Origin of the sequence: Allobosea sp. 47.2.35, from assembly GCF_024655635.1 — a bacterium.
Lineage (GTDB): Bacteria > Pseudomonadota > Alphaproteobacteria > Rhizobiales > Beijerinckiaceae > Allobosea.
Map to the genome: position 1 here is coordinate 57,886 of NZ_JANLGI010000015.1, position 24,880 is coordinate 82,765.

At 68.1% G+C, this 24,880-nt stretch carries 20 protein-coding genes; 15 read left to right on the plus strand and 5 right to left on the minus strand.

The genetic code is table 11. From position 1 onward, the window contains the following. Positions 1-2 precede the first annotated feature (2 nt). From murG to murB, 3 genes are all read left to right on the plus strand, one after another. Entirely contained in the window at positions 3-1,100 is a 1,098-nt protein-coding gene (gene murG / locus NUV79_RS17995; protein WP_257734477.1) for an undecaprenyldiphospho-muramoylpentapeptide beta-N-acetylglucosaminyltransferase, read from the plus strand. A 15-nt stretch (positions 1,101-1,115) separates the two neighbouring features. Further along, a complete protein-coding gene (murC, locus tag NUV79_RS18000) occupies positions 1,116-2,522 on the plus strand; it encodes a UDP-N-acetylmuramate--L-alanine ligase (protein ID WP_257734478.1) in 1,407 nt (468 codons plus the stop codon). 94 nt (positions 2,523-2,616) lie between these two features. Next, positions 2,617-3,543, plus strand: a complete 927-nt coding sequence (murB, locus tag NUV79_RS18005; protein WP_257734479.1) for a UDP-N-acetylmuramate dehydrogenase — start codon at positions 2,617-2,619, stop codon at positions 3,541-3,543. Here the strand turns inward: murB and NUV79_RS18010 are convergent. Next, a complete protein-coding gene (locus NUV79_RS18010; RefSeq protein ID WP_257734480.1) occupies positions 3,518-4,411 on the minus strand; it encodes a DMT family transporter in 894 nt (297 codons plus the stop codon). The two genes, murB and NUV79_RS18010, sit on opposite strands and share 26 nt — an antisense overlap. Positions 4,412-4,447: 36 nt before the next feature. After that, positions 4,448-5,032 carry a nitroreductase family protein gene (locus NUV79_RS18015; protein WP_257734481.1) on the minus strand — a complete coding sequence of 195 codons (585 nt, stop codon included), beginning with the start codon at positions 5,030-5,032 and terminating at the stop codon, positions 4,448-4,450. Between the two features lie 111 nt (positions 5,033-5,143). Between NUV79_RS18015 and NUV79_RS18020 the strand changes: the two genes are divergently transcribed. The 8 genes from NUV79_RS18020 to recN all read left to right on the plus strand — a co-directional run bounded on the left by NUV79_RS18020 (position 5,144) and on the right by recN (position 15,004). After that, a complete protein-coding gene (locus tag NUV79_RS18020) occupies positions 5,144-5,641 on the plus strand; it encodes a MarR family winged helix-turn-helix transcriptional regulator (RefSeq protein ID WP_257734482.1) in 498 nt (165 codons plus the stop codon). A gap of 135 nt (positions 5,642-5,776) precedes the next feature. Next, a complete protein-coding gene (locus NUV79_RS18025) occupies positions 5,777-6,691 on the plus strand; it encodes a D-alanine--D-alanine ligase (protein WP_257734566.1) in 915 nt (304 codons plus the stop codon). A gap of 5 nt (positions 6,692-6,696) precedes the next feature. Next, positions 6,697-7,659, plus strand: coding sequence for a cell division protein FtsQ/DivIB (locus NUV79_RS18030; RefSeq protein ID WP_257734483.1), 963 nt, complete (start codon positions 6,697-6,699; stop codon positions 7,657-7,659). A 32-nt stretch (positions 7,660-7,691) separates the two neighbouring features. Continuing rightward, positions 7,692-8,987: a cell division protein FtsA gene (ftsA, locus tag NUV79_RS18035; RefSeq protein WP_257734567.1), complete on the plus strand. Its 1,296-nt coding sequence runs from the start codon at positions 7,692-7,694 to the stop codon at positions 8,985-8,987. 97 nt (positions 8,988-9,084) lie between these two features. Further along, on the plus strand, positions 9,085-10,791 hold the full coding sequence (gene ftsZ, locus NUV79_RS18040; protein ID WP_257734484.1) for a cell division protein FtsZ: 1,707 nt from the start codon (positions 9,085-9,087) through the stop codon (positions 10,789-10,791). Positions 10,792-11,098: 307 nt separating this feature from the next. Further along, positions 11,099-12,046 carry a UDP-3-O-acyl-N-acetylglucosamine deacetylase gene (lpxC, locus tag NUV79_RS18045; protein WP_257734485.1) on the plus strand — a complete coding sequence of 316 codons (948 nt, stop codon included), beginning with the start codon at positions 11,099-11,101 and terminating at the stop codon, positions 12,044-12,046. 311 nt (positions 12,047-12,357) lie between these two features. Continuing rightward, positions 12,358-13,251: an outer membrane protein assembly factor BamD gene (locus NUV79_RS18050; RefSeq protein ID WP_374679297.1), complete on the plus strand. Its 894-nt coding sequence runs from the start codon at positions 12,358-12,360 to the stop codon at positions 13,249-13,251. Positions 13,252-13,321: 70 nt separating this feature from the next. Next, positions 13,322-15,004: a DNA repair protein RecN gene (gene recN / locus NUV79_RS18055; protein ID WP_257734486.1), complete on the plus strand. Its 1,683-nt coding sequence runs from the start codon at positions 13,322-13,324 to the stop codon at positions 15,002-15,004. 5 nt (positions 15,005-15,009) lie between these two features. Here recN and aidB read toward each other — a convergent pair whose 3' ends face one another. Continuing rightward, on the minus strand, positions 15,010-15,831 hold the full coding sequence (aidB, locus tag NUV79_RS18060) for an AidB family quorum-quenching N-acyl homoserine lactonase (protein ID WP_257734487.1): 822 nt from the start codon (positions 15,829-15,831) through the stop codon (positions 15,010-15,012). Between the two features lie 357 nt (positions 15,832-16,188). On the opposite strand from aidB, the gene NUV79_RS18065 reads away from it, so the two are divergent. Beyond that, positions 16,189-18,213, plus strand: coding sequence for a DEAD/DEAH box helicase (locus NUV79_RS18065; protein WP_257734488.1), 2,025 nt, complete (start codon positions 16,189-16,191; stop codon positions 18,211-18,213). A gap of 217 nt (positions 18,214-18,430) precedes the next feature. Here NUV79_RS18065 and NUV79_RS18070 read toward each other — a convergent pair whose 3' ends face one another. Beyond that, positions 18,431-19,222: a DUF2189 domain-containing protein gene (locus tag NUV79_RS18070; RefSeq protein WP_257734489.1), complete on the minus strand. Its 792-nt coding sequence runs from the start codon at positions 19,220-19,222 to the stop codon at positions 18,431-18,433. A 213-nt stretch (positions 19,223-19,435) separates the two neighbouring features. Between NUV79_RS18070 and ligA the strand changes: the two genes are divergently transcribed. After that, a complete protein-coding gene (gene ligA / locus NUV79_RS18075) occupies positions 19,436-21,601 on the plus strand; it encodes an NAD-dependent DNA ligase LigA (protein ID WP_257734490.1) in 2,166 nt (721 codons plus the stop codon). Positions 21,602-21,604: 3 nt separating this feature from the next. Here ligA and NUV79_RS18080 read toward each other — a convergent pair whose 3' ends face one another. Further along, the gene (locus NUV79_RS18080; protein ID WP_257734491.1) at positions 21,605-22,579 is read right to left on the minus strand and encodes an AraC family transcriptional regulator; all 975 of its coding nucleotides are present in this window, start codon (positions 22,577-22,579) and stop codon (positions 21,605-21,607) included. A gap of 95 nt (positions 22,580-22,674) precedes the next feature. Between NUV79_RS18080 and NUV79_RS18085 the strand changes: the two genes are divergently transcribed. Both NUV79_RS18085 and NUV79_RS18090 read left to right on the plus strand, forming a co-directional pair. Then, positions 22,675-23,919 carry an MFS transporter gene (locus tag NUV79_RS18085; protein ID WP_257734492.1) on the plus strand — a complete coding sequence of 415 codons (1,245 nt, stop codon included), beginning with the start codon at positions 22,675-22,677 and terminating at the stop codon, positions 23,917-23,919. 96 nt (positions 23,920-24,015) lie between these two features. After that, positions 24,016-24,879, plus strand: a complete 864-nt coding sequence (locus NUV79_RS18090; RefSeq protein WP_257734493.1) for an AraC family transcriptional regulator — start codon at positions 24,016-24,018, stop codon at positions 24,877-24,879. Position 24,880 lies beyond the last annotated feature (1 nt).

A 24,880-nucleotide genomic window follows, 5' to 3' on the forward strand; every position in this document is an offset into this window, starting at 1 on the left:
CGATGGGCAAGCTGATCATGCTGGCGGCCGGGGGAACCGGCGGCCATCTCTTCCCGGCTGAGGCGCTGAGCCACGCGCTGCATGCAAAGGGCATGCGCGTCGTGCTGATGACCGATACGCGCGCCGCCGAATTCGCCGGGAACTTCCCGGCTGAGGCGGTGCATGCCGTGCCGGCGGCGACGCCGTCCGGCCGCTCGCCGCTGCAGAAGGCGGCTGCGCTGTTCGCCATTGCCAAGGGGACTTTCGCGGCACGGCGGATCATCGGGCAGGTGAAGCCTGCCGTGGTCGTCGGCTTCGGCGGCTATCCGACGGTGCCGCCGGTGCTCGGCGCTTCGCTCGCGGGTGTCCGCACGCTGATCCACGAACAGAATGCCGTGATCGGCCGCGCCAATCGCTTCCTTGCCGGCCGCGCCGACGTGATCGCGACCGGCTTCGCCAAGGTCGGCGGTCTGAACGAGGCGCAACAGGCCAAGTGCCGGCATGTCGGCAATCCCGTCCGCCCGGCCGTGATCGAGGCCTCAGGCCGCGACTATGACGGGCCGGGCGAAGGCAAGATCAGGCTCCTCGTGTTCGGCGGCAGCCAGGGCGCGCGCATCATGGCCGATATCGTGCCGCCGGCGATTGAGCTCCTCACTGATGCCGAGCGGGCGCGCCTGAGCATCGTCCAGCAGGCGCGGGCCGAGGACGACGCGCGCGTGCGCGGCATCTACGAGACGCTCGGCGTCCCGGCGACGATCGCGCCCTTCTTCAAGGACCTGCCGGCGCAGATGGCGGCGGCGCAGCTCGTCATCGCGCGGTCCGGTGCCTCGACCGTGGCGGAGCTCACTGTGATCGGCCGGCCGGCCCTGCTCGTGCCGCTGCCGGGCTCGCTCGATCAGGATCAGGCGGCCAATGCCGCCTTCCTCGAAGGGGTGGGCGGGGCGACCCGCATTCTCCAGCCGGACTTCACGCCGCGCCATCTTGCTGACGAATTGTCCAAGCTGATCGCGCAGCCCACTCACTTGACGGCGATGGCGGCAAACGCGAAGAGCGCCGGCATCCCCGACGCCGCCGACCGCCTGGCCGATCTCGTGATCGCCACGGCCCATTCTACGAACTGACAGGATTCCAGGACCATGAAGCTGCCGCCGAAGCTCGGCTCCATCCATTTCGTCGGCATCGGCGGCATCGGCATGTCCGGCATCGCCGAGGTCCTGCACAATCTCGGCTACAAGGTGCAGGGCTCGGACGCTTCCGATGGCGCCAACGTCAAGCGCCTAGCCGACAAGGGCATCACCACCTTCGTCGGCCACAAGGCGGAGAATCTCGGCGAGGCCGAGGTCGTCGTGGTCTCGACCGCGATCAAGCGCGACAATCCGGAGCTGCTGGCCGCCCGCGAGAAGCGCCTGCCGGTGGTGCGCCGCGCCGAGATGCTGGCCGAGCTGATGCGCCTGAAGAGCTGCGTCGCCATCGCCGGCACCCATGGCAAGACGACCACGACCTCGCTGGTCGCGACGCTGCTGGAGAAGGGCGGGCTCGACCCGACCGTGATCAATGGCGGCATCATCAACGCCTATGGCACCAATGCCCGCATGGGCGAGAGCGACTGGATGGTGGTCGAGGCCGACGAGTCCGACGGCACCTTCCTGAAGTTGCCGGCCGACGTCGCGATCGTCACCAATATCGACCCCGAGCATCTCGACCATTTCGGCACCTTCGACGCGATCAAGGCGGCCTTCCGCTCCTTCGTCGAGAACCTGCCGTTCTATGGCTTCGCGGTGATGTGCATCGACCATCCCACGGTGCAGGGGCTCGTCGGCCAGATCACCGACCGCCGCGTCGTCACCTATGGCGAGAACCCGCAGGCCGATTTCCGCCTGATCGATATCGATCTCTCGGGCGGGCAGGCGAAGTTCACGCTCCTCATCCGCGACCGCAAGACCGGCCGCGACGAGGTGATCCGCGATCTCGTCATGCCGATGCCCGGCCATCACAACGCGCTGAACGCGACGGCTGCGATCGCGGTCGCTTACGATCTGGGCATCCCGGTCGAGCGCATCCGCGAGGCGCTGGCCGGCTTCGGCGGCGTGAAGCGCCGCTTCACCAAGACCGGCGAATGGAACGGCGCACTGATCTTCGACGATTACGGTCACCATCCGGTCGAGATCGCCGCCGTGCTGAAGGCTGCGCGCGCTTCGACGAAGAACAAGGTGATCGCGATCGTCCAGCCGCATCGCTACACCCGGCTTTCCAGCCTGTTCGACGATTTCGCCGCCTGCTTCAACGATGCCGATACGGTGATCGTGGCCGATACCTATGCGGCCGGCGAGGCGCCGATCGCCGGTGCCGACCGCGATTCGCTGGTTGCCGGCATCAAGGCGCGCGGCCACCGCCATGCCCTGCCGCTGGAGAGCTCCGACAAGCTCGCCGGCATGGTGGCAGAGCTGGCGGGGCCAGGCGACTATGTCGTCTGTCTCGGCGCCGGCAACATCACGCAATGGGCCTATGCGCTGCCGGGCGAACTGGCGGCGTTGAAGGGATAAGCCGGACACGCCGCAATTGCGCCGTCATGCTCGGGCCTGAGCCCAAGCATGGCGGGCAGTTCCGTCCCGGACCATCATGTTCTAAAGCGACGCCATGCCCTTCGCAGACCTCTCTTCCAATATCCGCGCCTCGGCTCCCGACCTGCGGGGCCGGCTTCTCGCCAATCAGGAGCTTTCGGGCCTGACCTGGTTCCGCGTCGGCGGCCCGGCGCAGATCCTGTTCACGCCGGCCGATGACGAGGACCTCGCCTATCTGCTGTCGAAGCTGCCGGAGGACGTTCCGGTCACGGTGATCGGCCTCGGCTCCAACCTGATCGTGCGCGATGGCGGCATTCCCGGCGTCGTGATCCGGCTCGGCGGCAGGGCTTTCGGCGAAATCGCGCTGGAGAGCGGCGATCGGCTGCGTGCCGGCACGGCCGTGCCTGACGTGAAGGTCGCGCGCGCGGCGGCGGATGCCTCGCTCGACGGGCTTGCCTTCTATCGTGGCATTCCCGGCTCGATCGGCGGGGCGCTGCGCATGAATGCCGGCGCCCATGGCGGCGAGACCACTGATGTGCTGGTCTCGGCGCGCGGCGTCACCCGCAAGGGCGAGATCGTGACGCTCTCCCATGCCGATATGGGCTTCACCTATCGCAACAGCGCGGCCGCGACTCGCGACATCATCTTCACCTCGGCGCTGTTCCAGGGTCGGCCGGGCGATCAGGCGGAAATCCAGGCCGAGATGGACCGGGTCACGGCGGCGCGCGAGGCGGCGCAGCCGATCAAGGAGCGCACCGGCGGCTCGACCTTCAAGAATCCCGAGGGCGGCAAGGCCTGGAAGCTGATCGACGCGGCCGGCTGCCGTGGCCTGCGCGTCGGCGGGGCGCAGGTTTCCGAGATGCACTGCAACTTCCTGATCAATACCGGCGGCGCGACGGCCGCCGATGTCGAAGGGCTCGGCGAGGAGGTTCGCCGCCGGGTCAAGGAGAACTCCGGCTTCGAGCTCCAGTGGGAGATCAAACGGCTCGGGGTTGCGGCGTAGCCGGCACTGCCGCAGCGCGGCGGCGCGACAGGATCATCCCGACGATGGTCGATCCCAAGACGATCGCGATGCCCAGGAATTGCACCGGGCTCAGCCATTCGCCCAGCAGCAGGGCGCCCAGAATCGTCGCCATGGTCGGGCTCAGCAGTCCCAGGAAGGCGACGCCGGCACCGAGCGTCGTGATGCCCCTGATCCAGAGCCAGTAGGTCAGGGCGGTGCCGATGAGCACGAGATAGGCGAAGCCGAGCCCGTTCAGGGCGGTGGGGACCGGCGGCAAGCCTTCCACGATCAGGGCGACCGGCAGCAGGATCAGGCCGCCGAGCGTGAGCTGCCAAGCCGCGATCGCCAATGGCGAACCCATCTTGCCCCAGCGCTCGATCAGCACGGTTCCCGTCGCCATCGAGGCGGCGCTCAGGAGGCCGGCGACGATGCCGAGCGCATCGGGCTTGGCATGGGGATCGAGCACCAGCAGGGCGACGCCGACGAGGCCGGCAAGCGCGGCGATGATCTGGCCGCGGCCCGGACGCCGGTTGAGCAGGGGCCAGGCGAGGAGCCCGACGATCAGGGGTTGGGTCGAGCCGACGGTGGCGGCGAGGCCACCGGGCAGGCGGGCGGCGCTGACGAAGAGCAGGGCGAAGAAGATGCCGATATTGGCGAGGCCGAGCGCCGCCAGCGGCAGGAGCTTGTCGCGCGGCGGCAGGCCGGGGCCGAGCGCCATCAGCAGCAATCCGGCCGGCAGGGCCCGGAGCGCGCCGACGAGCAGCGGATGATCCACCGGCAGCGTCTGGGTGAAGATGATGTAGGTGGTGCCCCAGATGCAGGGCACGAGGATCGTAGTCAGCAGGGTTCTGTTGAGGCTGAGCGACATGGCGGGCTCCCGGGCGGGATGATGGTCACGGGACGGTCAGGCGGGGAAGGGGCCAGCGAAGGCGGTTTCCGTCAGGGGCCGGCGCAGGCTCGGATGCTCGCGGTCCCGCAGAGCTGGCGGCAGGAGGTCCGGCGTGCCGCGGCGGCCGATCGCGACGGCGATCTCGATGCGGAAGCGGCCGGGCACGGCGAGGTTGCGGCGCGCGACATCGTATTCGAGCCCCGCCATGGCATGGGCGTGATAGCCGAGCCGCGTGGCCTGAAGGGCGAGCTGGGACCAGGCTGCACCTGTGTCGAAGCTGCGCAGCGCCGGGGATTGCGCCTGTGCATCGGCCGCGTCCGCTCCGGCATCCGACAGCACGAAGACGAGGGCCGCGGCGTTCTGCGCCCATTCGCGGTTGAAATCGTCGAGCGAGGCCAGGAATTCCGGCCAGTGGGCGTCGCCGCGCAGGGCGTAGAGGAAGCGCCAAGGCTGCTCGTTAAAAGCGGAGGGTGCCCAGCGTGCGGCCTCGAGCATTGTCAGCAGGGCGTGCTGGTCGATCTCGTCGGGCTGGAAGGCGCGGGGCGACCAGCGGTCGAGAAAGACCGGGTCGATCGGGAAACTGGCGGTCCTCGGTTCCATGGCAGGATGTCCGTATGGCTTGCCCTGCGAGGGGCGGATGGTATTGTGGTTTGAAGTCAGATATTTCGATATCAAATTATTTGATGTCGCGTAATTAGGCGAGGCATAAAAATGAGTCAAGAGCGCCGGGACGCGCAGGGCGGCCCGATGGATTCGATCCTGGCGCAGTGGCGGCGGGAGCGGCCCGACCTCGACACCAGCGTCATGGCGGTCTGCGGCGATCTCTGGCGGGCGGCGGACCGGGTGCGCGAAGGTGTTTCCGCCAATCTTGCGGCGGACGATCTCGATCTCGCCGGCCACGACGTACTGCTGACGCTCCGGCGCCAGGGCAGGGGGCGGGCGCTCTCGCCCTCCGAACTCGCCGCGGACATGATGATCTCGACCTCGGCGATGACGAACCGGCTCGACCGCCTGCAGAAGCGCGGGTTGATCGAGCGGCAGCCCGATCCGGCCGACCGGCGGGCGCTGCGGATCGTGCTGACGGAGGCCGGCTTCGCGCTGGTGGACCGAATCGTCGTCAGCCATGTCGCGACCGAGGAGCGGCTGGTCAGCGCGCTCTCGGCGGAGGAACGCGCCGAACTCAGGCGGCTGCTCGCGAAGATCGGCTAAGCCCGGCCGCAGCGGGCTTCGCGCGGTATCGGGGCTGCGCGCCAAGGCTTCCCGTTAACGCCGGACGCTTCATGGTTAACGCGCTGTTAACCAAGTTTAACGAGGTTGGGCCCATCGCATCGAGCGGGGGCCGGCATGAGCAAACACGTCGCAGTGCTGATGGGCGGTTGGTCCGTCGAGCGGGAGGTCAGCCTCAATAGCGGCGCGGCCTGCGCGCGGGCGCTGGAGAGCGTCGGCTATCGCGTCACCCGCGTCGACGTGCAGCGCGACATCGCCGAGGTGCTGGCGAAGCTGAAGCCCGATGTCGCCTTCAATGCCCTGCATGGCCGCTTCGGCGAGGACGGCACGATCCAGGGCGTGCTCGAGATCCTGCGCATTCCCTATAGCCATTCCGGCGTGCTGGCTTCCGCGCTGGCGATCCGCAAGGACCGGGCGAAGACGGTGGTGAAGGCCGCCGGTGTGCCGGTCGCCCATGGCGTCAACGTCTCGCGATTCGCGGCTGCCAAGACGCATGTCCTGCCGCCTCCTTACGTGCTCAAGCCAATCGACGAGGGCTCTTCCGTCGGCGTCGTGATCGTGAAGAAGGGCAGGGAGCATCCGCCGCAGGAAATCGCCCGGCCGGACTGGCCTTGCGGCGAGATGCTGCTGGCCGAAACCTTCATTGCGGGGCGCGAGCTGACCTGCGCCGTGATGGGCGACCGCAGCCTCGGTGTGACCGAAATACAAGCCGCAACCGGCGAGTTTTACGACTACGACGCGAAGTACGCGAAAGGCGGCTCGATCCACATCTGTCCGGCTCAAATTTTACCGAAAATTTACCAGCAGATCGAAGAGTGTGCGTTAACGGCGCATCAAGCAATCGGATGCCGGGGCGTCAGCCGATCTGACTTCCGCTACCACGACGAGAGCGACACGCTCGTCTGGCTGGAGGTCAATACGCAGCCCGGGATGACCGAAACCAGCCTGGTGCCCGAGTTGGCTGCCCATGCGGGCCTGGATTTCGGTGAGCTCGTCAAATGGATGGTGGAGGACGCCTCCCTCGATCGGTGAAAGCGATGACGACGAAGACCGTTGCCATGCCCCGATATGCGCCTGCCCGGCCGCTCTCCCGGCTCCCGGTCGCGCCTGCCGCCCCCCAGCTTCTGGTGGGTGAGCAGCGCCAGGGCCGCTGGATGCGCCGCTCGCGCCGCAGCGCCGTCGCGGTGCCGCTGGCTCAGCGCCTGCCGCAGAGCCTCGGCACCTGGCTGGCGCTCGGCTTCCTCACGCTCAGCCTCGGCAGCGGCTTCGTGCTCGGTGGCCACTGGCAGACCATGCAGGACAATTACGGCGAGCCGCGTCACATGTTCGCGCGGGCGCTCGGCTTCGGCATCGACCGTGTCACCATCTCCGGCCTCGCGGGCCTGTCCGAGCAGGAGGTCCTGGTCGCGGCCGGCATCGATTCGAAGACCTCGCTGGTGTTCTTCGACGCCGACGAGGCCCGCAAGCAGCTCGAGGCGACGCCGCTGATTCGCGAGGCCGCCGTCCGCAAGCTCTATCCGGGCGAGGTCTCGATCCAGCTCACCGAGCGTGAGCCCTATGCGCTCTGGCAGGTCAAGGGCGAGCTCTTCGTGATCGCGGCAGACGGCACGGTGATCGACAAGATGGACGATGGCCGCTTCGCCTACCTGCCGCTGGTCGTCGGCAAGGACGCCAATAACCGCGCCGCCGAATATCTGGCGATCCGCAGCCAGGCCGGCGCCTTCGCCCAGCATATCCGCGCAGCCACGCTCGTTTCCGGGCGTCGCTGGAACCTGAAACTCGACAACGGCATGGATGTGCGCTTGCCCGAGACCAAGCCGGAAGCCGCGGTGCAGCGCCTCGTCTCGCTGGAGAGCGATTACCGCATCCTCGAAAAGGACGTGCTCGCCATCGACCTGCGCCAGCCCGACCGGGTGACGATGCGGCTCTCGGAAGAGGCGGCTGCGGCCCGCGCCGACCAGCTCAAGAGCAAGTCCAAGAAGAAGGGAGGCGAGGCGTGAACCACGTCACCTCCCAGGGTCTGACCCCGCGCATGCGTCCGCTGTCGTCGCGCAAGAGCGCGACCTTGTCGATTCTCGACATCGGCACCAGCAAGGTCGTCTGCCTGATCGCCGAGCTCAGCCCGGCCGAGACCAACGAGCGGCTGCGCGGACGCACCCATGTCGCCCGCATCATCGGCATCGGCCACCAGCGCTCGCTCGGCCTGAAGGGCGGCGCGATCGTCGATCTCGAAAGCGCCGAGCGCGCCATCCGGGCTGCCGTCGATGCGGCCGAGCGCATGGCCAAGGTCGAGGTGCAGTCGGTCATCGTCAACCTGACCGGCGGGCGCATCGGCTCGCAGCATTATGCCGCCAGCGTCGACCTGCGCTCCGGCTCGGTCGGCGACGGCGACGTGAAGCGCGTGCTCGCGACCGCCGCAACCCATGCGCTGCGCCCCGGCAAGGCCGTGCTCCATGCCCTGCCGACCGGCTATGCGCTGGACGGCGTGCCGGGCGTGCTCGATCCGCGCGGGTTGATCGGCGGCAAGCTCTCGGTCGACATGCATGTCGTCGCCAGCGAGGCAGCGGCGGCGCGCAACGTCATGCTCGCGGTCGAGCGCTGCCATCTTGAAGTCGAGGCGGTGGTCGCGACCCCCTATGCGTCGGGCCTCTCCGTCCTTGTCGACGACGAATCGGAGATGGGCGTCGTGCTTGTCGATCTCGGCGGCGGCTCGACCTCGCTCGGCGTGTTCTCCGGCGGGCATCTCGTCCATGCCGACGCGATCGCGGTCGGCGGCAACCACATCACCATGGACGTGGCGCGCGGTCTCTCGACCCGCGTCTCGGCGGCCGAGCGTCTGAAGACGCTGCACGGCTCCTGCATCTCCAGCGCTTCGGACGAGCGCGACATGATCGCCGTGCCGCAGGTCGATGACGACGAGCGCGACATGCCGAACCATCTCGCCAAGTCGCATCTGGTGCGGATCATCAAGCCGCGCGTCGAGGAAATCCTCGAGCTGGTGCGTGACCGGCTGAACAATGCCGGCTTCTCGGCCCAGGCCGGACGGCGCGTCGTCCTGACCGGCGGCGCCTGCCAACTCACCGGCCTGCCGGAAGTGGCGCGGCGCATCCTCGGCGGCCAGGTCCGCACCGGGCGCCCGCTCGGGATCAAGGGCCTGCCGGAAGCGGGCAAGGGCCCGGCCTTCGCGGCGGCGGTCGGCCTGCTGGTCTATCCGCAGGTCGCCCATGTCGAGCATTTCGAGCCGCGCGCCGCTGGCGGGCGTCCTCTGATGACTGGGACGGACGGGTATTTCTCGCGTGTCGGCCGGTGGCTGAAAGACAGTTTCTAGTGAGTACGGCTCGCCCTCGAGGGCGGGCCACGGCGTCAAACGTAGCAATCGGGACGGCTCCCGCCAGGCGCCGGACAAGGGATCAAAAGAGGCAACCATGGCGATGAATCTGCAAGCCCCGGACATCCGGGAACTGAAGCCCCGGATCACGGTGTTCGGCGTCGGTGGCGCCGGTGGCAATGCGGTCAACAACATGATCGAGGCCGGCCTCGACGGCGTCGACTTCGTCGTAGCCAACACCGACGCGCAGGCTCTCGCCCTGTCGCGCGCCTCCCGCATCGTGCAGATGGGCCTGCAGGTCACCGAGGGCCTCGGCGCCGGCTCGCAGCCGGAAGTCGGCCGCGCGGCGGCCGAAGAGGTCATCGACGAGATCCGTGACCATCTGGCGGGCGCCCACATGGTCTTCATCACCGCCGGCATGGGCGGCGGCACCGGCACCGGCGCTGCTCCCGCGATTGCCCGCGTCGCCCGCGACATGGGCATCCTGACCGTTGGCGTCGTCACCAAGCCGTTCCAGTTCGAAGGCCAGCGCCGCATGCGCATGGCGGAAGCCGGCATCGGCGAGCTGAACGAGGCGGTCGACACCCTGATCGTCATCCCGAACCAGAACCTGTTCCGCGTCGCCAACGAGACCACCGGCTTCGCAGATGCCTTCGGCATGGCCGATCAGGTGCTCTATTCAGGCGTCGCCTGCATCACCGACCTGATGGTCCGCCCCGGCCTGATCAATCTCGACTTTGCCGACGTGCGCGCCGTGATGCGCGGCATGGGCAAGGCGATGATGGGCACCGGCGAGGCGCAGGGCGAGAAGCGCGCGCTGACCGCGGCCCAGGCTGCGATCAACAACCCGCTGCTCGACGACGTCTCGATGAAGGGCGCGCGCGGCCTGCTGATCTCGATCACCGGCGGGCGCGACATGAAGCTCTATGAGGTCGACGAGGCCGCCACCCGCATCCGCGAGGAGGTCGATTCCGAGGCCAACATCATCGTCGGTGCCACCTTCGACGAATCGCTCGAAGGCACCGTGCGCGTCTCCGTCGTCGCGACTGGCATCGACAAGCCGATCTCGTCGCTGGTCGAGAACGACGACACCGAGGCCCGCATCGCCCAGGTCGCCGAGCGCCTGAAGGCCGAGGCCCGCCTGCGCAGCAACGCCGCGGTCGCCGCCGCCCGTCCGGTCGCCCCGCCGGCGCCCGTGATCGAGACGGCCCGCGTTGCCCCGGTGCCGATGCCGGAGCCCGCTCCGGTCGCCCAGGTCGCGCAGGACATCCGCATCGAGCCGGTGCAGCCGCGTCCCGTGATGGCCGCTCCGCCGGCCCCGGAGCCTGTCCACCAGGCCGAGCCGCACCTGCATTTCGACGAGAGCTTCATCCCGCCGATGCCGGAACGCGCCGTCGTTCGCCCGACCCGCATGCCGCGCGTCGAGGACCTGCCGGTTCCCGGCCAGGCCCAGCTCAATGCGCATCGCGGCGCCCAGCCCGCGCCGCAGCCGCCGAGCGCCGTCGAGCAGAAGCGCATGTCGCTGATGCAGCGCCTCGCCTCGGTCGGTTTCGGTGGCCGCAAGGACGAGGAGGCCGAGATGGCTCCGGCCCTGGCGCCCGTCCGCCAGATGCCGCAGGCCCCGATGCCGCAGGCGGCCGCGCCGAGCGCAGCGCACGCCGAATACATGCGCCGCCCGGCGCCGCAGCCGGCCTCGCGCCCGGCGCAGGGCCAGCTCGACCCGCATGGCCGCGCTCAGCCTGCTCGCTCCAGCGAGGAAGACCATCTCGAGATTCCCGCCTTCCTCCGCCGCCAGGCGAACTGACGGGACCCGAGCCTCTCACGGCTTTGTAACAAGCCCGCCGCGGATCATCCGCGGCGGGTTTTTCGTCGTTAGAAAATGTTTATCTTTCAGCGCTTTATATGATCCGATCCGCCTGGGCAGCGCTGTAACACAGCGAAAGAAAGCGTGATTTTGAGAGGCGGCCTCAAAAGCTTATCTTGCGGCGCATCAGAACGACAGCGTCGCCGGGTCTGCTCCGGTGCCGGCCTTGGATAGACATCGCCGGACCGTGCCACCTTCGCCCCGGCGGAGAGCAGGCTGAACCCGGTGATCAGGATTGGATAACCGAATGACCTTCGATCGGCAGACGACCTTGCGGGCAGCCGTGACCCTGACCGGCATCGGCGTTCATTCCGGAGCTCCCGCCAGCATCTGCCTCAAGCCCTCCAGCGCCAATTCGGGCGTCGTCTTCCTGCGGACGGGCATCGAGGGCATGCCGCCGCAGCTCATCCATGCCAAGCACACCAAGGTCAGCGCCACCGAGCTCTGCACGGTGATCGGCGACCGTGGCCCGGCCTCGGTCTCGACCATCGAGCACCTGATGTCGGCCTGCGCCGGCATGGGCCTCGACAACGTGCTCGTCGAGATCGACGGGCCGGAAATGCCGATCATGGACGGCAGCGCCCGCGAGTTTGTCGCCGCCATCGAGGCGACCGGCATGACGACGCTCGCCGCGCCGCGCCGCTACCTCAAGGTTCTCCAGCCGGTCCGCATCGAGCAGGGCCGTGCCTTCGCCGAGCTCGCCCCGGCCGAGCATGGCTTCCGCCTCGATGTCGAGATCGATTTCGACAGCGTCGTGATCGGCCGCCAGCGCAAGATCTTCGATCTCGACGCCCAGGCCTATGCCAGCGAGATCTCGAAGGCTCGCACCTTCGGCTTCATGCGCGATGTCGAGCAGCTCTGGAAGGCGGGCTTCGCCCAGGGCGCCTCGCTCGATAACACCGTCGCTGTCGGCGAGGACAAGGTCATCAACCCCGAGGGCCTGCGCTACGGCGACGAGTTCGTGCGCCACAAGGTGCTCGACGCGATCGGCGACCTCGCGCTTGCCGGCTATCCGATCATCGGCGAGTTCCGCTCCTATTGCGGCGGCCACCGGATGAATGTTCAGATCCTTCAGGCGCTGTTCGCCGACCGCGCGAATTTCGCGATCGTCGAATCCCAGCCGGTCTTCGCCGCGCCGCGCGCCGTTCAGATGGCTGCCGCCGCGCCGGCCGCCTTTGCGCCTGACCTGCACTGAGAGCCTCCAGCAAAATCCGGCGAGACGCTGCTTCGCCTTCCTATCGCCGGGTTTTTGTCCCAGATGCCGCAGCGATGCGGAATCCCGTCATAACCGATTTTCGGCAGTGGCGCGGGGGAAGCGTCTGAGGTAAGGCATGCTTCCCGGAGGCTGGATCGCGGTGCGTCCCAACAGACGCAAAGTGGCGATCCGGTTCTTGGTTTCAGCATCGGATTGCCCCGAAAAGTGGCTTCCACTTTTCGGTCCGATGCTTGAGGGACGATCGAAAGAGGACGGACGACGTGAGCGTGACGCGGCAAAGCCTTCCGGCAATCCATCGCGGTCTTTCGCCGCGCAAGGGCATCGCCCTCGCGCTGGGCGCCGCCTTGCTGCTCGGCGGCTGCGATACCCTGTCCTCGCTCAATCCCTTCGACAAGCCGGAGGTCTACAAGCCGGACCTGACGCCGGTGACGCCGGCCGACAAGCTCTACAACGAAGGGCTCGCCCGTCTCCAGAACGGCGACAGCGAAGGCGCCGCGAAGCGGTTCGAGGATATCGACAAGACCGCGCCGTTCTCGCCCTATGCCCGCAAGGGCCTGCTGATGACGGCCTATACCAATTTCCAGGCATCGAAATGGGAAGAGGCGATCACCGCCTCGAAGCGATTCATCGCACAGAATCCGGCGAGCCCGGACGCGGCCTATGCGCAGTACATCATGGCGATGTCCTATTATAATCAGATCCCGGACGCGACCCGCGACCAGGAGCGGACGGGCCAGGCGATCCAGGCGCTGGAACAGCTCATCGCCAATTACCCGAAGTCGGAATACGTGATCGACGCCAGGGAGAAACTCCTGGTGGCGCGCGACCAGCTGGCCGGCAAGGAGATGAATGTCGGGCGCTACTATCTGGAGAAGCGCAACTACACCGGCGCGGTGAACCGCTTCCGCGAGGTCATCATCAAGTACCAGACCACGCGTCATGTCGAGGAGGCGCTGATGCGCCTGTCCGAGGCCTATATGGCGATGGGCATCACCAACGAGGCGCAGACGGCGGCAGCCGTGCTCGGGCACAACTTCCCCGACAGCCCGTGGTACAAGGACGCCTATGCCCTGCTGCAGAGCGGCGGCCTGGAGCCTCGCGAGGATCGCGGCTCCTATATCAGCCGCGCCTTCCAGGGCTTCTCGCGCACGGTTGGCGGTATCGTCGGGATTACCCGCTTCTGACGGATGGGACGCCCCTTGCATGACGGGCCACGGGCGATCCTGCCAGATCCGAAAACGAGGTTGAGCGCCGATGCTGGCGCAGCTTTCGATTCGCGACATCGTCCTGATCGACAGGCTCGATCTCGGCTTCCATGAGGGGCTGAGCGTTCTCACCGGCGAGACCGGTGCCGGCAAGTCGATCCTGCTCGACGGCTTCGCGCTGGCGCTCGGCGGCCGTGGCGACGGCTCGCTCGTGCGCCATGGCGAGGCGCAAGGGCAGGTCAGCGCCGTGTTCGACCTGCCGATGACCCATCCCGCCCGCAAGCTGGCGCAGGCGCAGGAGATCGACACGGACGGCGATCTCATCCTGCGCCGCGTGCAGTACGCGGACGGACGCACCCGTGCCTTCATCAATGATCAGCCGGTCTCGGTGCAGATTCTGCGCATGGTCGGCGCCGCGATCGTCGAGATCCATGGCCAGCATGACGACCGTGCCCTGACCGATCCGGCGCAGCACCGCACGATCCTCGATGGGTTCGGCGGGCTGGAGGCGCAAGCCGAGGGCGTCGCAGCTGCGAGCGAAACACTGAAGCGGGCGCGGCAGGCCCTGCAATCGCAGCGCCTGCGCGTCGAGGCGGCGCGCAAGGAAGCGGATTTCCTGCGCCATGCCGTCGAGGAACTCGGCAAGCTCGCGCCGAAGGCCGGCGAGGAGGATGCGCTGGCCGCGACCCGGCAAGGCATGATGCAGGCCGAGAAGGTCGCACGCGATCTCAACGAAGCCTATGAGGCGGTCGGCGGGCAATCCTCGGCCGTGCCGACGCTCGCCGCCGTGCTGCGCCGGCTGGAACGCCGGGCCGGGCAAGCTCCGGAGCTGGTCGATCCTTCGATCGCCGCGCTCAACACCGCGATCGTCGCGCTGGAAGAGGCTGGCGAGGCGCTTGCCGCCGCGACGCGCGCCGCCGAATACGATCCGCGCGAGCAGGAACGTATCGAGGAGCGGCTGTTCGCGCTGAGGGCGGCCGGCCGCAAATACGATGTGCCGGTCGACGGACTCTCGGTTCTGGCAGCCACGATGGCGAGCGATCTCGCCGCGCTGGATGAGAGCGAATCGTCGCTGTCGCGGCTCGAAGCGGAGCTGAACGAGGCGGAAGTAGCCTTCATTGGGCTGGCGCAGGCTCTGTCGGACGCGCGCCAAGGCGCTGCTGCACGGCTCGATGCCGCCGTGAAAGCCGAATTGCCGCCGCTCAAGCTGGAGCGGGCGCGCTTCATCACCCGCATCGAAAGCGATGCTGCGGCGCGCGGGCCTGAAGGCTTCGACAAGGTCGAGTTCTGGGTCGAGACCAATCCCGGTACACGGCCGGGGCCGATGATGAAGGTTGCCTCGGGCGGCGAGCTCTCGCGCTTCATGCTGGCACTGAAGGTCGTGCTGGCCGAGCGCGGCTCGGCGCCGACGCTGGTCTTCGACGAGATCGACACGGGCGTGGGTGGTGCCGTAGCCGATGCGATCGGTGAGCGATTGGCGCGGCTTGCCGGCCGGGTACAGGTGATCTCGGTGACGCATGCGCCGCAGGTCGCGGCCAAGGCCGGGCAGCATTTCCTGATCGCGAAATCGGCGGGGGAGGGCGAGGCCTCGCGCACCGTAACGCGGGTGACGGCGCTGGAGGATCAGGCACGGCGTGAGGAGATTGCGCGGATGCTGGCCGGTGCCTCTATCACCGAGGAAGCGCGCGCGGCGGCCGGGCGCCTGCTGCAGGCGGCGGGTTTGCGCGGCTGAGCCTGTCAGGCCGCGATCAGTTCGTAGCCTGCGCCCTTCTTGATCACCCGCCTGAAACCTTCGACATGCCCGCCGGACACCAGCCAGTTCTCGTGAGCGGCCCGCCCCAGGATGCCGCGACGCGAGGCGAGCGCCGTCCCGGCATCGAAATCATAGACGAAGCCGATATCCGGGTCGGAGGCCTGGAGATCGGAGAGGTGCAGAGCATCGCCCCAGATCAGCAGGCTCTCGTCCGCGCCCTCGATCAGGTAGCCGCTATGGCCGAAGGTGTGGCCGGGAAGCGAGATCAGCGTGATGCCCGAATGGGCCTCGCCGGCCGGGACAGCGCGAATCCGGCCGGCATAAAGCTTCTTCAGCGTCGCGGTGATGGCGAAAGCACCGTGCTTCTTCTCCGGCACGCGCGCGCGATTGGCCTCGTCGCCATAGAAGCCGAAATCGGTCTCGGGCACGATGATCTCGGCGTTCGGGAAGAAGGGCTTGTCGCCGTCGAACAGGCCAAGCGCGTGATCGCCATGGAGATGCGTGATCAGGACGCGGGCGACATTCTCGGGTGCGATACCTGCCGCTGCCATTGCGGCCGGTGCATGACCCATCGCGGCGCCCCAGGACGGGCCGGTGCCGGCATCGATCAATGTGATCCCGTCCGCTCCCTTCAGAGCGAAGCAGTTCACGATGATGCTGACCTTCGGCTTGCCCCAGCGCGCCACGGCTTCGTCGCGGGCGGCCTCGCCATCGGCATGGATGAGCACATCGAGTGGAGCCTCGAAGACGCCGTCATGCAGGATCGAGATCTCGTAGGCGCCGATGCGGCGGGATTGCTGGACCATGGCTGTTCTCCGCTTCGGCGAGATGCGCCTTCGTGAGGCCGGAAGCTAGTGGGGCCGCTACCTCGCCGGCAAGGCGCGTCCGGCCCGGCTCAGCCCTGCGCAGGGCGCGGGAATGCCGCATTTCCTTTTGTATCGCTTTGCTTTATGAGCCGCTGTCATCCGATGGTGCAGCATGCCGTTAGATCGCCATATGTCCTTCCGGACGACGGGGGGCGATCTAGCTTTTTTGTTCTGGCATCGGATTTGCCGAAAAGTGCATTCTGCCTTTCGGTCCGATGCTCTAGTGCCGCCTGAACCCATCGCTCACGCTTTCGCGCCGTTCCCTCATCGGCGCCGCAACCCTTAGGCCTTTATCGCATGTCGTTTTCCCTCACGAGCCCGCCGCTCGCGCGCGCGCTCGCCGATCGCAATTACTCCGACCCGACGCCGGTGCAGAGCGCCGTCATTGAAGACGCCGCCCGCGGACGCGACCTGCTGGTCTCCTCGCAGACCGGCTCCGGCAAGACCATCGCCTATGGCCTCGCCATCGGCGAGACCCTGCTGGGCACGGCCGAGAAGCTCGGCCCTGCGGCCGAACCGCTGGCCCTGATCATCGCGCCGACGCGCGAACTCGCCTTGCAGGTGCAGCGCGAGCTCGCCTGGCTCTATGCCCAGACCGGTGCGCGGGTGATCTCCTGCGTCGGCGGCATGGACCCGCGCCGCGAAGCGATGCTGCTCGACGAGGGCGCGCATATCGTGGTCGGCACGCCCGGCCGCCTGCGCGACCATATCGAGCGCCGCCGTCTCGATGTCTCCGCGCTCAAGGCCGTCGTGCTCGACGAGGCCGACGAGATGCTCGATCTCGGCTTCCGCGATGATCTCGAATTCATCCTGAAGACGGCGCCCGAGAGCCGCCGCAGCCTGCTGTTCTCGGCGACCTTCCCGAAGGCGATCGTCCAGCTCGCGCAGAGCTACCAGCGCGATGCGCTGCGCATCGAGGTCGAAGCGACCCGGCGCGGCCATGCCGACATCGCCTACAAGGCCGTGCGCGTCTTCCCGAAGGAAGCCGAGCTTGCGGTCGTCAACCTGCTGCGCTTCCACAATGCGCCGGTGGCACTCGTCTTCTGCAACACCCGCAACGCCGTGCGCCATCTCGAGGCGATCCTGCTGGAGCGCGGCTTCACTTCCGTCGCGCTGTCCGGCGAACTCGGCCAGAACGAGCGCAACGCGGCGCTCCAGGCGCTGCGCGACGGCCGGGCGCGGGTCTGCGTCGCGACCGACGTCGCCGCGCGCGGCATCGACCTGCCGGGGCTCGATCTCGTCATCCATGCCGAACTGCCGAACGATTCCGAGGTGATGCAGCACCGCTCGGGCCGCACCGGCCGCGCCGGCAACAAGGGCACGAGCGTCCTGTTGGTGCCGCAGTCGCGCCGCCGCAAGGCCGAGCGCCTGCTGATCGAAGCCAAGGTCGAGGCCGAGTGGATCGGCCCGCCGACCGAGGAGGAGATCCGCGTCCTCGATCAGGAGCGCCTGCTCTCCGACCCGCTGCTGAATGGCGACGGCTCCGAGGACGATGCCGGCATGATCGAGGCGCTGATGGCCGGCCGTGAGGCGCGCGACATCGCCGCTGCGCTGGTCCGGCTCTATCGCGCCCGCCTGCCGGCGGCGGAAGAGGTCGGCGATCCCGGCTTCGGCCGCGACGAGCGCCGCCCGGCCCGCACCAACGAGGATTATGCTGCCAAGCGCCGCCCGTTTGGCGCCGGGCGCGACGAGGGCGAGGATGGCGAGCGTCCGCGCAAGCCGGCCGGGCCGCGTGGCGACACCGTCTGGTTCCGGCTCGATATCGGCCGCAAGCAGGGCGCCGATCCGCGCCAGCTCCTGCCGATGCTGTGTCGCCGTGGCCGGATCACGCGCGACGAGGTCGGCGCGATCCGCATCTTCGACCGCGAGACCAAGGTCGAGATCGATGCGGATGTCGCCGACCGCTTCTACGATTCGGTGCGTATTCCGGATCGCGACAAGATCGTGATCGAGCCGACGACCGAGGCCGAGCGCCGCCCGGCAAAATCGTTCGCCGACAAGGCCGAGCGCCCCGCCGCGCCGCGCCGGAGCTGGGGTGACGATCAGGCTGCCGAGGACAGGCCGCAGCGGCCGCGTTTCGAGCCCCGGGACGCCAATCAACGCGCGCCGCGGAGCGAGGACCGCAAGCCCTACCGCGCCGACAGCAGGCCTCCGCGCGATGACGCGCGTCCGCCACGCCGCGACGATGGCAAGCCGGGTGGCGGGTTCAAGAAGCCGTTTGCCGGGAAGGGCAAGCCCTTCGGTGGCAAGCCCGAGGGCGGGCGCCCAGGCGGCCCCAAGCCTTTCGGCAAGGGCAAGCCGCGGGGCGGCCCTCGCGGCTAAGCTCCGCGCGTCGGCGCGGGTCGAGAACGCTCTCGCCCTCCCTCCTCAGCGCAGGCCGAGGAAGGAGAGGATGGCGAGCACGACCACGACGAGGCCGACGAGATAAATGATGTTGTTCATGAAAAACCCCCTGACGGAATGGAGCCTTGCGGCTCGATCTGGCAGGGGGTGAACCCGTTCTGGGCGCCAAAGGTTCCCGCTTGGCGCTTGTCGACGCTCAGCCGACTACCTTGCGGTAGAGATGCCAGGTGGCGTGCCCGAGCACTGGCATGACCACGATCAGTCCGACCAGCATCGGCAGGCAGCCGAGCACGAGAAGCCCGGTCACCATCAGGCCCCAGTACATCATCACGCGCGGATTGGCCTCGACGGCGGCGATCGAGGTGCGGATCGCTGTGGGCGCATCGACATGCCGGTCGATGATCAGCGGGAAGGACACGACCGAGATCGAGAAGGCGAGGATCGCGAGCAGAAGCCCGATCGAGTTGCCGATCACCATCATGATCCAGCCGTCGGCGGTGGTGAACACGGCGCGCAGGAAATCGGCGGTCGAGACATCGGCCGGCAGGCCGAGCAGGCCGCGATAGAGGAACCAGGCGCTGAACAGCCAGCCGAGGAAAATCCCGGTCAGCATCGCGCCGAGCAGGACGATCTGCCCGATCGAGGGCGAGCGCAGCACCGCGAAGGCATGCATCCAGGACGAATCCATGCCTTTCTCGCGGCGGCGGCTGATCTCGTAGAGCCCGATCGCGGCGAAGGGGCCGAGCAGCGCGAAGCCGGAAAGCAGCGGGAAGAGCAGCGGGAAGATATTGTAGCTCACCGTGAGCTGCGCCAGCAGGATGCCGGCAACGGGATAGATCAGCGCGACGAAGACGAGGTGGCTCGGCTGCGCCTTGAAATCCTCCCAGCCGCGCAAGAGCGCTTCGGTCAGGTCCCGCGTGGTGATGGTCTTGATGCGCGGCTGCGAGAGCGAAACAATGTCATGAACTGTGCCGTCGAGATTGGCCATGGCGTGTCTCCCGGTTCCGGCCCGGTTCGCCATATGGCTGTCGACAAAATCCTTGGCGTCAACGGCCTGCGGCGTCGAGCTTCCAATTCCCAGCCTTGGAATTATATCCGCGAATGCCGGGTTTGTCGCAGGCTTTCGGGACGGCGCAGCCCTGCGCTTGTGGCAAAGGCTGCTGCCCTTTCTCGTCACGCGCATCTCGCCTAATGGTTTGCCATGAGCGACGCTGAAGATTCCGCCCTCTCCGAAACGCCGATCGCGGAGCTGACGCCGCGCAAGGCGAAGGCCGAGCACAAGCTGCTGGCGGCCGAGGTTCAGGCGGCAAACGACGCCTATTTCCAGGACGACCAGCCGATCATGGACGACGCGGCCTATGACGCGAAGCGTCGCCGGCTCGTCGCATTGGAGGAAGCCTTTCCGGCGTTGACGCGCGAGAGCGATGTCAGCGCCAAGGTCGGCGCCAAGCCGTCGGGCAAGTTCGCGAAGATCCGCCATCGCGTGCCGATGCTCTCGCTCGACAATGCCTTCTCCGACGAGGCCGTCGCCGAGTTCGTGGGACGGGTCTACCGCTTCCTCGGCCGCAAGGAGGAGGACGGCATCGCCTTCACGGCCGAGCCCAAGATCGACGGGCTTTCGCTCTCGCTGCGCTACGAGAAGGGCGAGCTGGTCGCGGCCGCAACGCGCGGCGATGGCGAGGAGGGCGAGGACGTCACGCTGAACGCCCGCACCATCTCCGAAATCCCCGGGACGCTCGCCGGGCCGGATGTGCCTGAGATCGCCGAGGTGCGTGGCGAGGTCTATCTGGGACACGCCGATTTCGCTGCCATCAACGAGCGCCAGCGCGAGAAGGGGCTTCCCGAATTCGCCAACCCGCGCAATGCGGCGGCGGGTTCGCTGCGCCAGCTCGACGTGAGCGTCACCGCCGCGCGTCCCCTGCGCTTTTTCGCCTATGCCTGGGGCGAGATGCCGGAGCTGCCGGCGCCGACTCAATTCAGTGTGGTCGAGGCCTTCCGGCGCTGGGGCTTCCGCACCAACCCGCTGATGAAGCGCTGCGAGAGCGTGGCGGAGCTGATCGCGCAATACCGGCTGATCGAGAGCCAGCGCGCCACACTCGGCTACGATATCGACGGCGTGGTCTACAAGGTCGACGATCTCGCGCTGCAGGCCCGGCTTGGCTTCGTCTCGCGCGCGCCGCGCTGGGCGATCGCGCATAAATTCCCCGCCGAGCTGGCGACGACCGTGCTGGAGGCAATCGACATCCAGGTCGGCCGCACCGGCGCGCTTTCACCGGTGGCGCGCCTGAAGCCGGTCACGGTCGGCGGCGTCGTCGTGACCAATGCGACGCTGCATAACGAGGATTATATCCGCGGCTTCGATTCCAAGGGGCTGCCGATCCGCGACGGCACCGATATCCGCATCGGCGACACGGTGACGGTGAAGCGGGCGGGCGACGTGATCCCGCGCGTCGAGGCGGTCGATCTCGCCAAGCGCCCGGCGGATTCGAAGCCCTATGAATTCCCGACGCTCTGCCCGGCCTGCGGCAGCCATGCGACGCGCGAGCTCAACCCGCGCAGCGGCAAGGAAGACGCCATCCGCCGCTGCACCGGCGGCCTGATCTGCCCGGCGCAGGCGGTCGAGCGTCTCAAGCATTTCGTCTCGCGCGACGCGCTGGATATCGACGGGCTTGGCGACAAGCAGATCGAGTTCTTCCATGGCGATCCCGAGCTTCCCGTCAGGGAGCCGGCCGATATCTTCACGCTGGCTGCGCGCGACGCGGCGAACCTGAAGAGGCTCAAGGACAAGGAAGGTTTTGGCGCGGTCAGCGCGAAGAAGCTGTTCGATGCGATCGAGGATAGGCGCACCCCGCCGCTCAACCGCTTCATCTTCGGCCTCGGCATCCGCCATATCGGCGAGACGACGGCGCGCTTGCTGGCGCGGCATTACGGTTCGTTCGAGGCGCTCAGGGCGGCCGGCATCGCCGCTGCCGACGAAGCCTCGCCGGAGCGGCAGGAGCTTGGCGCCATCGACAGCGTCGGCCCGACCGTGGTCGAGGCTCTCGTCGAATTCTTCGGCGAGCCGCATAACGAGGAACTGCTCGACCGCCTGCTGGCGCAGGTCTCGCCACAGCCACTTGAAGCGGTGGCCTCGGCCAGCCCTGTCGCGGGCAAGATCGTGGTCTTCACCGGCGCGCTGGAGCGGATGACTCGCGATGAGGCGAAGGCGATGGCCGAGCGGCTCGGCGCCAAGGTCGCGGGCTCGGTCTCGTCGAAGACCGATCTGCTCGTCGCCGGGCCGGGGGCAGGATCGAAGCTCAAGGATGCGGCCAAGCACGGCGTCGAGGTGATCGACGAGGCCGGCTGGTTCGATCTGGTAGGCGGTTGAGGCCTACTCCGCAGCTTCCGCCGCTGGCGTGAACATCGCGGCCGGCGGTGCTTCGCCGGCAGTCCGCACCTGGCTCGGTGCCATGCCGGTGATGCGCTTGAAGGCGCGGCTGAACGAGGCTTCCGACTCGTAGCCGAGGCGCTGTGCCACCACCGCGATCCGCAATTTGTCGCGGGCGAGCCATTGCCTTGCCTGATGCATCCGGACCTGCGCGACATAGCGGGCCGGCGTCTCGCCGACGACCTCGGCGAAGCGCTCGGCGAAGCCGGAGCGCGACGCGCCCATCAACTCGGCTAGGCTCTCGACCGTCCAGTCGGTCTCGGGATGGGCGTGGATCGCCGCCAGAACCTTGCCGATCGTCGGGCAGCGGGCCGCCGCGACCCAGCCCTTCGCGGCGCCGCAGCCGCGCTCGACCCAGGCGCGGATGATCGCGGCCGCCAGCACGTCGGCGAGGCGGGCGAGGATGCCGCCGGCGCCGACGCGGTCCAGCATGACCTCGCGGCCCATCGCCTCCAGCAGATGCGGCAGCCCCGGCTCGTCGGCGATGAAATCGCTCATCCGCATTAGGTCCGGCATCAGGCGCAGCAGCGGATGGTCGAGATCGACATTGAAGGTCATGCGGCCGGTGAAGAGCAGCATATGCGCGCCCGTGCCGCCGCCCTCGACATCGAAGACATTGCCATAGGCTTCCAGCACGCGGCATTCGCAGGGCGGGGAGGCGAGGGCCTTGGGCGAACTGGCGAGGACATGGCCACCGCCACGCGGCAGCAGGACGGCGTCGCCATCCGCGAGCTCCAGCCATTCGCCGGCCGGCGTCTTCAGCGAGCAGCTGCCGCGCGAGATGAAATGGAAATAGGCCTGATGGGTCGGCGGGTAGACGACGCCCCAGGGCGCGGCCAATTGGCAGCGGCTGTAATCGACGCCGTCGAGCCTCAGGCCCCGCAGCATCTCGGTCAGGTGGTCGGCGGAAGCGGTCATGGCAATCCTGGACGAACGGTCATGAGATGCGGATGATATAGCATGGAAACTCCATGGGGCCACGCCCATCTTCCGGCAACCTCATGGAGAACCCCATGTCAGATTCCCTGTCTGCCACTGCACTAGAATTCGACGACAGCGCCGAGGAGGCCCGCGACAAGCCGGCCTGGGCCGCCGTCACATCACTCACCTTCGGCGTCTTCGGCCTCGTCACGGCCGAGTTCCTGCCGGCGAGCCTGCTCACCCCGATGGCGGCCGATGTCGGCGTTTCCGTCGGCGCCGCCGGGCAGGCGGTGACCGCGACCGCCGTCGTCGGCGCCATCGCGGGTCTCGCCGCGGCCATCGTGACGCGCGGCATCGACCGGCGCCTCGTGATCTGGTCGCTGACCGGCCTGCTGATCGTCTCCAGCATCATCGCGGCGATCGCCACCAACCTGACGACGCTGCTCTTCGCCCGCGTCCTGCTCGGCATCGGGCTCGGCGCCTTCTGGTCGATGGTCGCGGCGACCGCGATGCGGCTCGTGCCGCCCAGCGCGCTCCCCAAGGCGATGTCGCTGATCTTCGCCGGTGTCTCCCTCGCCACCGTCAGCGCCGCGCCGATCGGGGCCTATCTCGGCAACGTGATGGGCTGGCGCTTCGTGTTCTGGCTCTCGGCGCTGGTCGGCGTCGCGACACTCGTCGTCCAGATCGCGGTGCTGCCGCGGCTGCCGGCGCGCGGCTCGCCCGATGTCCGCACGCTGTTCCGCCTGCTCGGCCAGCCCAGCATCGCGCTGGTGCTCGCTGGCATCGTCGTGGTGATCTCCGGCCATTTCGCGGGCTTCACCTATGTCCGTCCGTTCCTGGAGCAGATACCCAAGCTCTCGGTCGAGGCGATCTCGCTCGTCCTGCTGGCCTATGGCGTCGGCGGCTTCCTCGGCAACTTCGCGGGCGGGGCGATCACCGCGCGCAGCGCCAAGGCCTCGGTGATCTTCGGCGCCTTCCTGATCGCGCTGGTGGGGTTCAGCCTGCTCTTCGTCGGCGCGTCGCCGATCGCCTCGGCCATCGCGGTCGGGCTCTGGGGCTTCGCCTTCGGCGCGCTGCCGGTCGGCTTCCAGACCTGGCTGGTGCGGGTCGCGCCTGAGGACGAGGCCGAGTCGGCCGGTGGCCTGATCGTCGCGGCCTTCCAGATCGCGATCGCGAGCGGGGCCATCTTCGGCGGCCTGCTGGTCGACTGTTTCGGGACGCTCGGCGTCATCGCCTATGCCACGGTCGCGACGCTGGTCGGCGGGTTGGGCGTGCTGCTGCTGGGCTCGAAGAGCCCCGAGCGGATCGGTGCAGGTGCGGCCGCGCACGCGCTCTGACGCTTCACCCAAAACTGGCAAAATCGATCGGGCGCGTGATGCGCCCGATCACTTTTCTTCAAGACAGCTCGGCAGGCTTCTGCGCTATCCTTGGGCATGCAGTCGATCTCGCAGGAACAGGCCTTGCTGGAAACCCCGCTCAGGGCGGGGGAGAGCGCGCACCTGTTCGCCACGCGCCGCTTCGACGGGCTCGAGTTCCTCGCCGCCACCTTCCGCACCCATGCCTATGCCCCGCATGCCCATGACACCTACGCGATCGGCACGATCGAGATGGGTTGCGAAATCTGGCATGCGCGCGGGCAGAAGCTCTATGCCGGCCCCGGCGACATCGTCATGAACCATCCGCTCGACGTCCATGACGGCGCGCCGAGCGAGGGCGGCTATCGCTACCGGATGAGCTACCCCTCCGTCGAACTGATGCAGGAAATCGCGGCATCGCTGACCGGGAACGAGGCAGTCGGCACGCCGTTCTTCCGCGATCCCGTCGTGCAGGACCCCGCCGGCGCCGCGCTGTTCAGTGCCGCGCATCGCTTGCTGGAGGAAGGCACCGACGCATTGGCGGGCGAGGAAGCGCTGCTACGCGCCTATGCCCATATGCTGGCGCGCCATGCCGACCTGACTGTGCAGGCGATCGGGCGCGAGGACGGGCCGGTGGCGCGCACGCGGCGTGCGATCGAGGCGCGCTACGAGGAAGACCTGTCACTGGCCGATCTCGCTGCACTGGCTGGGTTGCCGCGCCATCATCTCATCCGGGCCTTCCGGCGCGAGACCGGGCTGACACCGCATGCCTACCTCATCGATGTCCGCGTCCGGCGGGCGCGCGAGCGCTTGCGGCGCGGCGAGAGCCTGGGCGAGGTCGCGGCGGCGACGGGCTTCTGCGACCAGCCGCATCTGACGCGGGCCTTCAAGGCGCGGCTCGGGGTCACGCCCGGCGCCTTCCGGGCGGCGCATGCCGGCTGAG

What these genes read in the sequence shown, in the direction of transcription:
- murG (WP_257734477.1), top strand. Translation starts at nt 3, where the DNA reads ATGGGCAAGCTGATCATGCTGGCGGCCGGGGGAACCGGCGGCCATCTC.
- murC (WP_257734478.1), top strand. Translation starts at nt 1,116, where the DNA reads ATGAAGCTGCCGCCGAAGCTCGGCTCCATCCATTTCGTCGGCATCGGC.
- murB (WP_257734479.1), top strand. Translation starts at nt 2,617, where the DNA reads ATGCCCTTCGCAGACCTCTCTTCCAATATCCGCGCCTCGGCTCCCGAC.
- NUV79_RS18010 (WP_257734480.1), bottom strand. Translation starts at nt 4,411, where the DNA reads ATGTCGCTCAGCCTCAACAGAACCCTGCTGACTACGATCCTCGTGCCC.
- NUV79_RS18015 (WP_257734481.1), bottom strand. Translation starts at nt 5,032, where the DNA reads ATGGAACCGAGGACCGCCAGTTTCCCGATCGACCCGGTCTTTCTCGAC.
- NUV79_RS18020 (WP_257734482.1), top strand. Translation starts at nt 5,144, where the DNA reads ATGAGTCAAGAGCGCCGGGACGCGCAGGGCGGCCCGATGGATTCGATC.
- NUV79_RS18025 (WP_257734566.1), top strand. Translation starts at nt 5,777, where the DNA reads ATGAGCAAACACGTCGCAGTGCTGATGGGCGGTTGGTCCGTCGAGCGG.
- NUV79_RS18030 (WP_257734483.1), top strand. Translation starts at nt 6,697, where the DNA reads ATGACGACGAAGACCGTTGCCATGCCCCGATATGCGCCTGCCCGGCCG.
- ftsA (WP_257734567.1), top strand. Translation starts at nt 7,692, where the DNA reads ATGCGTCCGCTGTCGTCGCGCAAGAGCGCGACCTTGTCGATTCTCGAC.
- ftsZ (WP_257734484.1), top strand. Translation starts at nt 9,085, where the DNA reads ATGGCGATGAATCTGCAAGCCCCGGACATCCGGGAACTGAAGCCCCGG.
- lpxC (WP_257734485.1), top strand. Translation starts at nt 11,099, where the DNA reads ATGACCTTCGATCGGCAGACGACCTTGCGGGCAGCCGTGACCCTGACC.
- recN (WP_257734486.1), top strand. Translation starts at nt 13,322, where the DNA reads ATGCTGGCGCAGCTTTCGATTCGCGACATCGTCCTGATCGACAGGCTC.
- aidB (WP_257734487.1), bottom strand. Translation starts at nt 15,831, where the DNA reads ATGGTCCAGCAATCCCGCCGCATCGGCGCCTACGAGATCTCGATCCTG.
- NUV79_RS18065 (WP_257734488.1), top strand. Translation starts at nt 16,189, where the DNA reads ATGTCGTTTTCCCTCACGAGCCCGCCGCTCGCGCGCGCGCTCGCCGAT.
- NUV79_RS18070 (WP_257734489.1), bottom strand. Translation starts at nt 19,222, where the DNA reads ATGGCCAATCTCGACGGCACAGTTCATGACATTGTTTCGCTCTCGCAG.
- ligA (WP_257734490.1), top strand. Translation starts at nt 19,436, where the DNA reads ATGAGCGACGCTGAAGATTCCGCCCTCTCCGAAACGCCGATCGCGGAG.
- NUV79_RS18080 (WP_257734491.1), bottom strand. Translation starts at nt 22,579, where the DNA reads ATGACCGCTTCCGCCGACCACCTGACCGAGATGCTGCGGGGCCTGAGG.
- NUV79_RS18085 (WP_257734492.1), top strand. Translation starts at nt 22,675, where the DNA reads ATGTCAGATTCCCTGTCTGCCACTGCACTAGAATTCGACGACAGCGCC.
- NUV79_RS18090 (WP_257734493.1), top strand. Translation starts at nt 24,016, where the DNA reads ATGCAGTCGATCTCGCAGGAACAGGCCTTGCTGGAAACCCCGCTCAGG.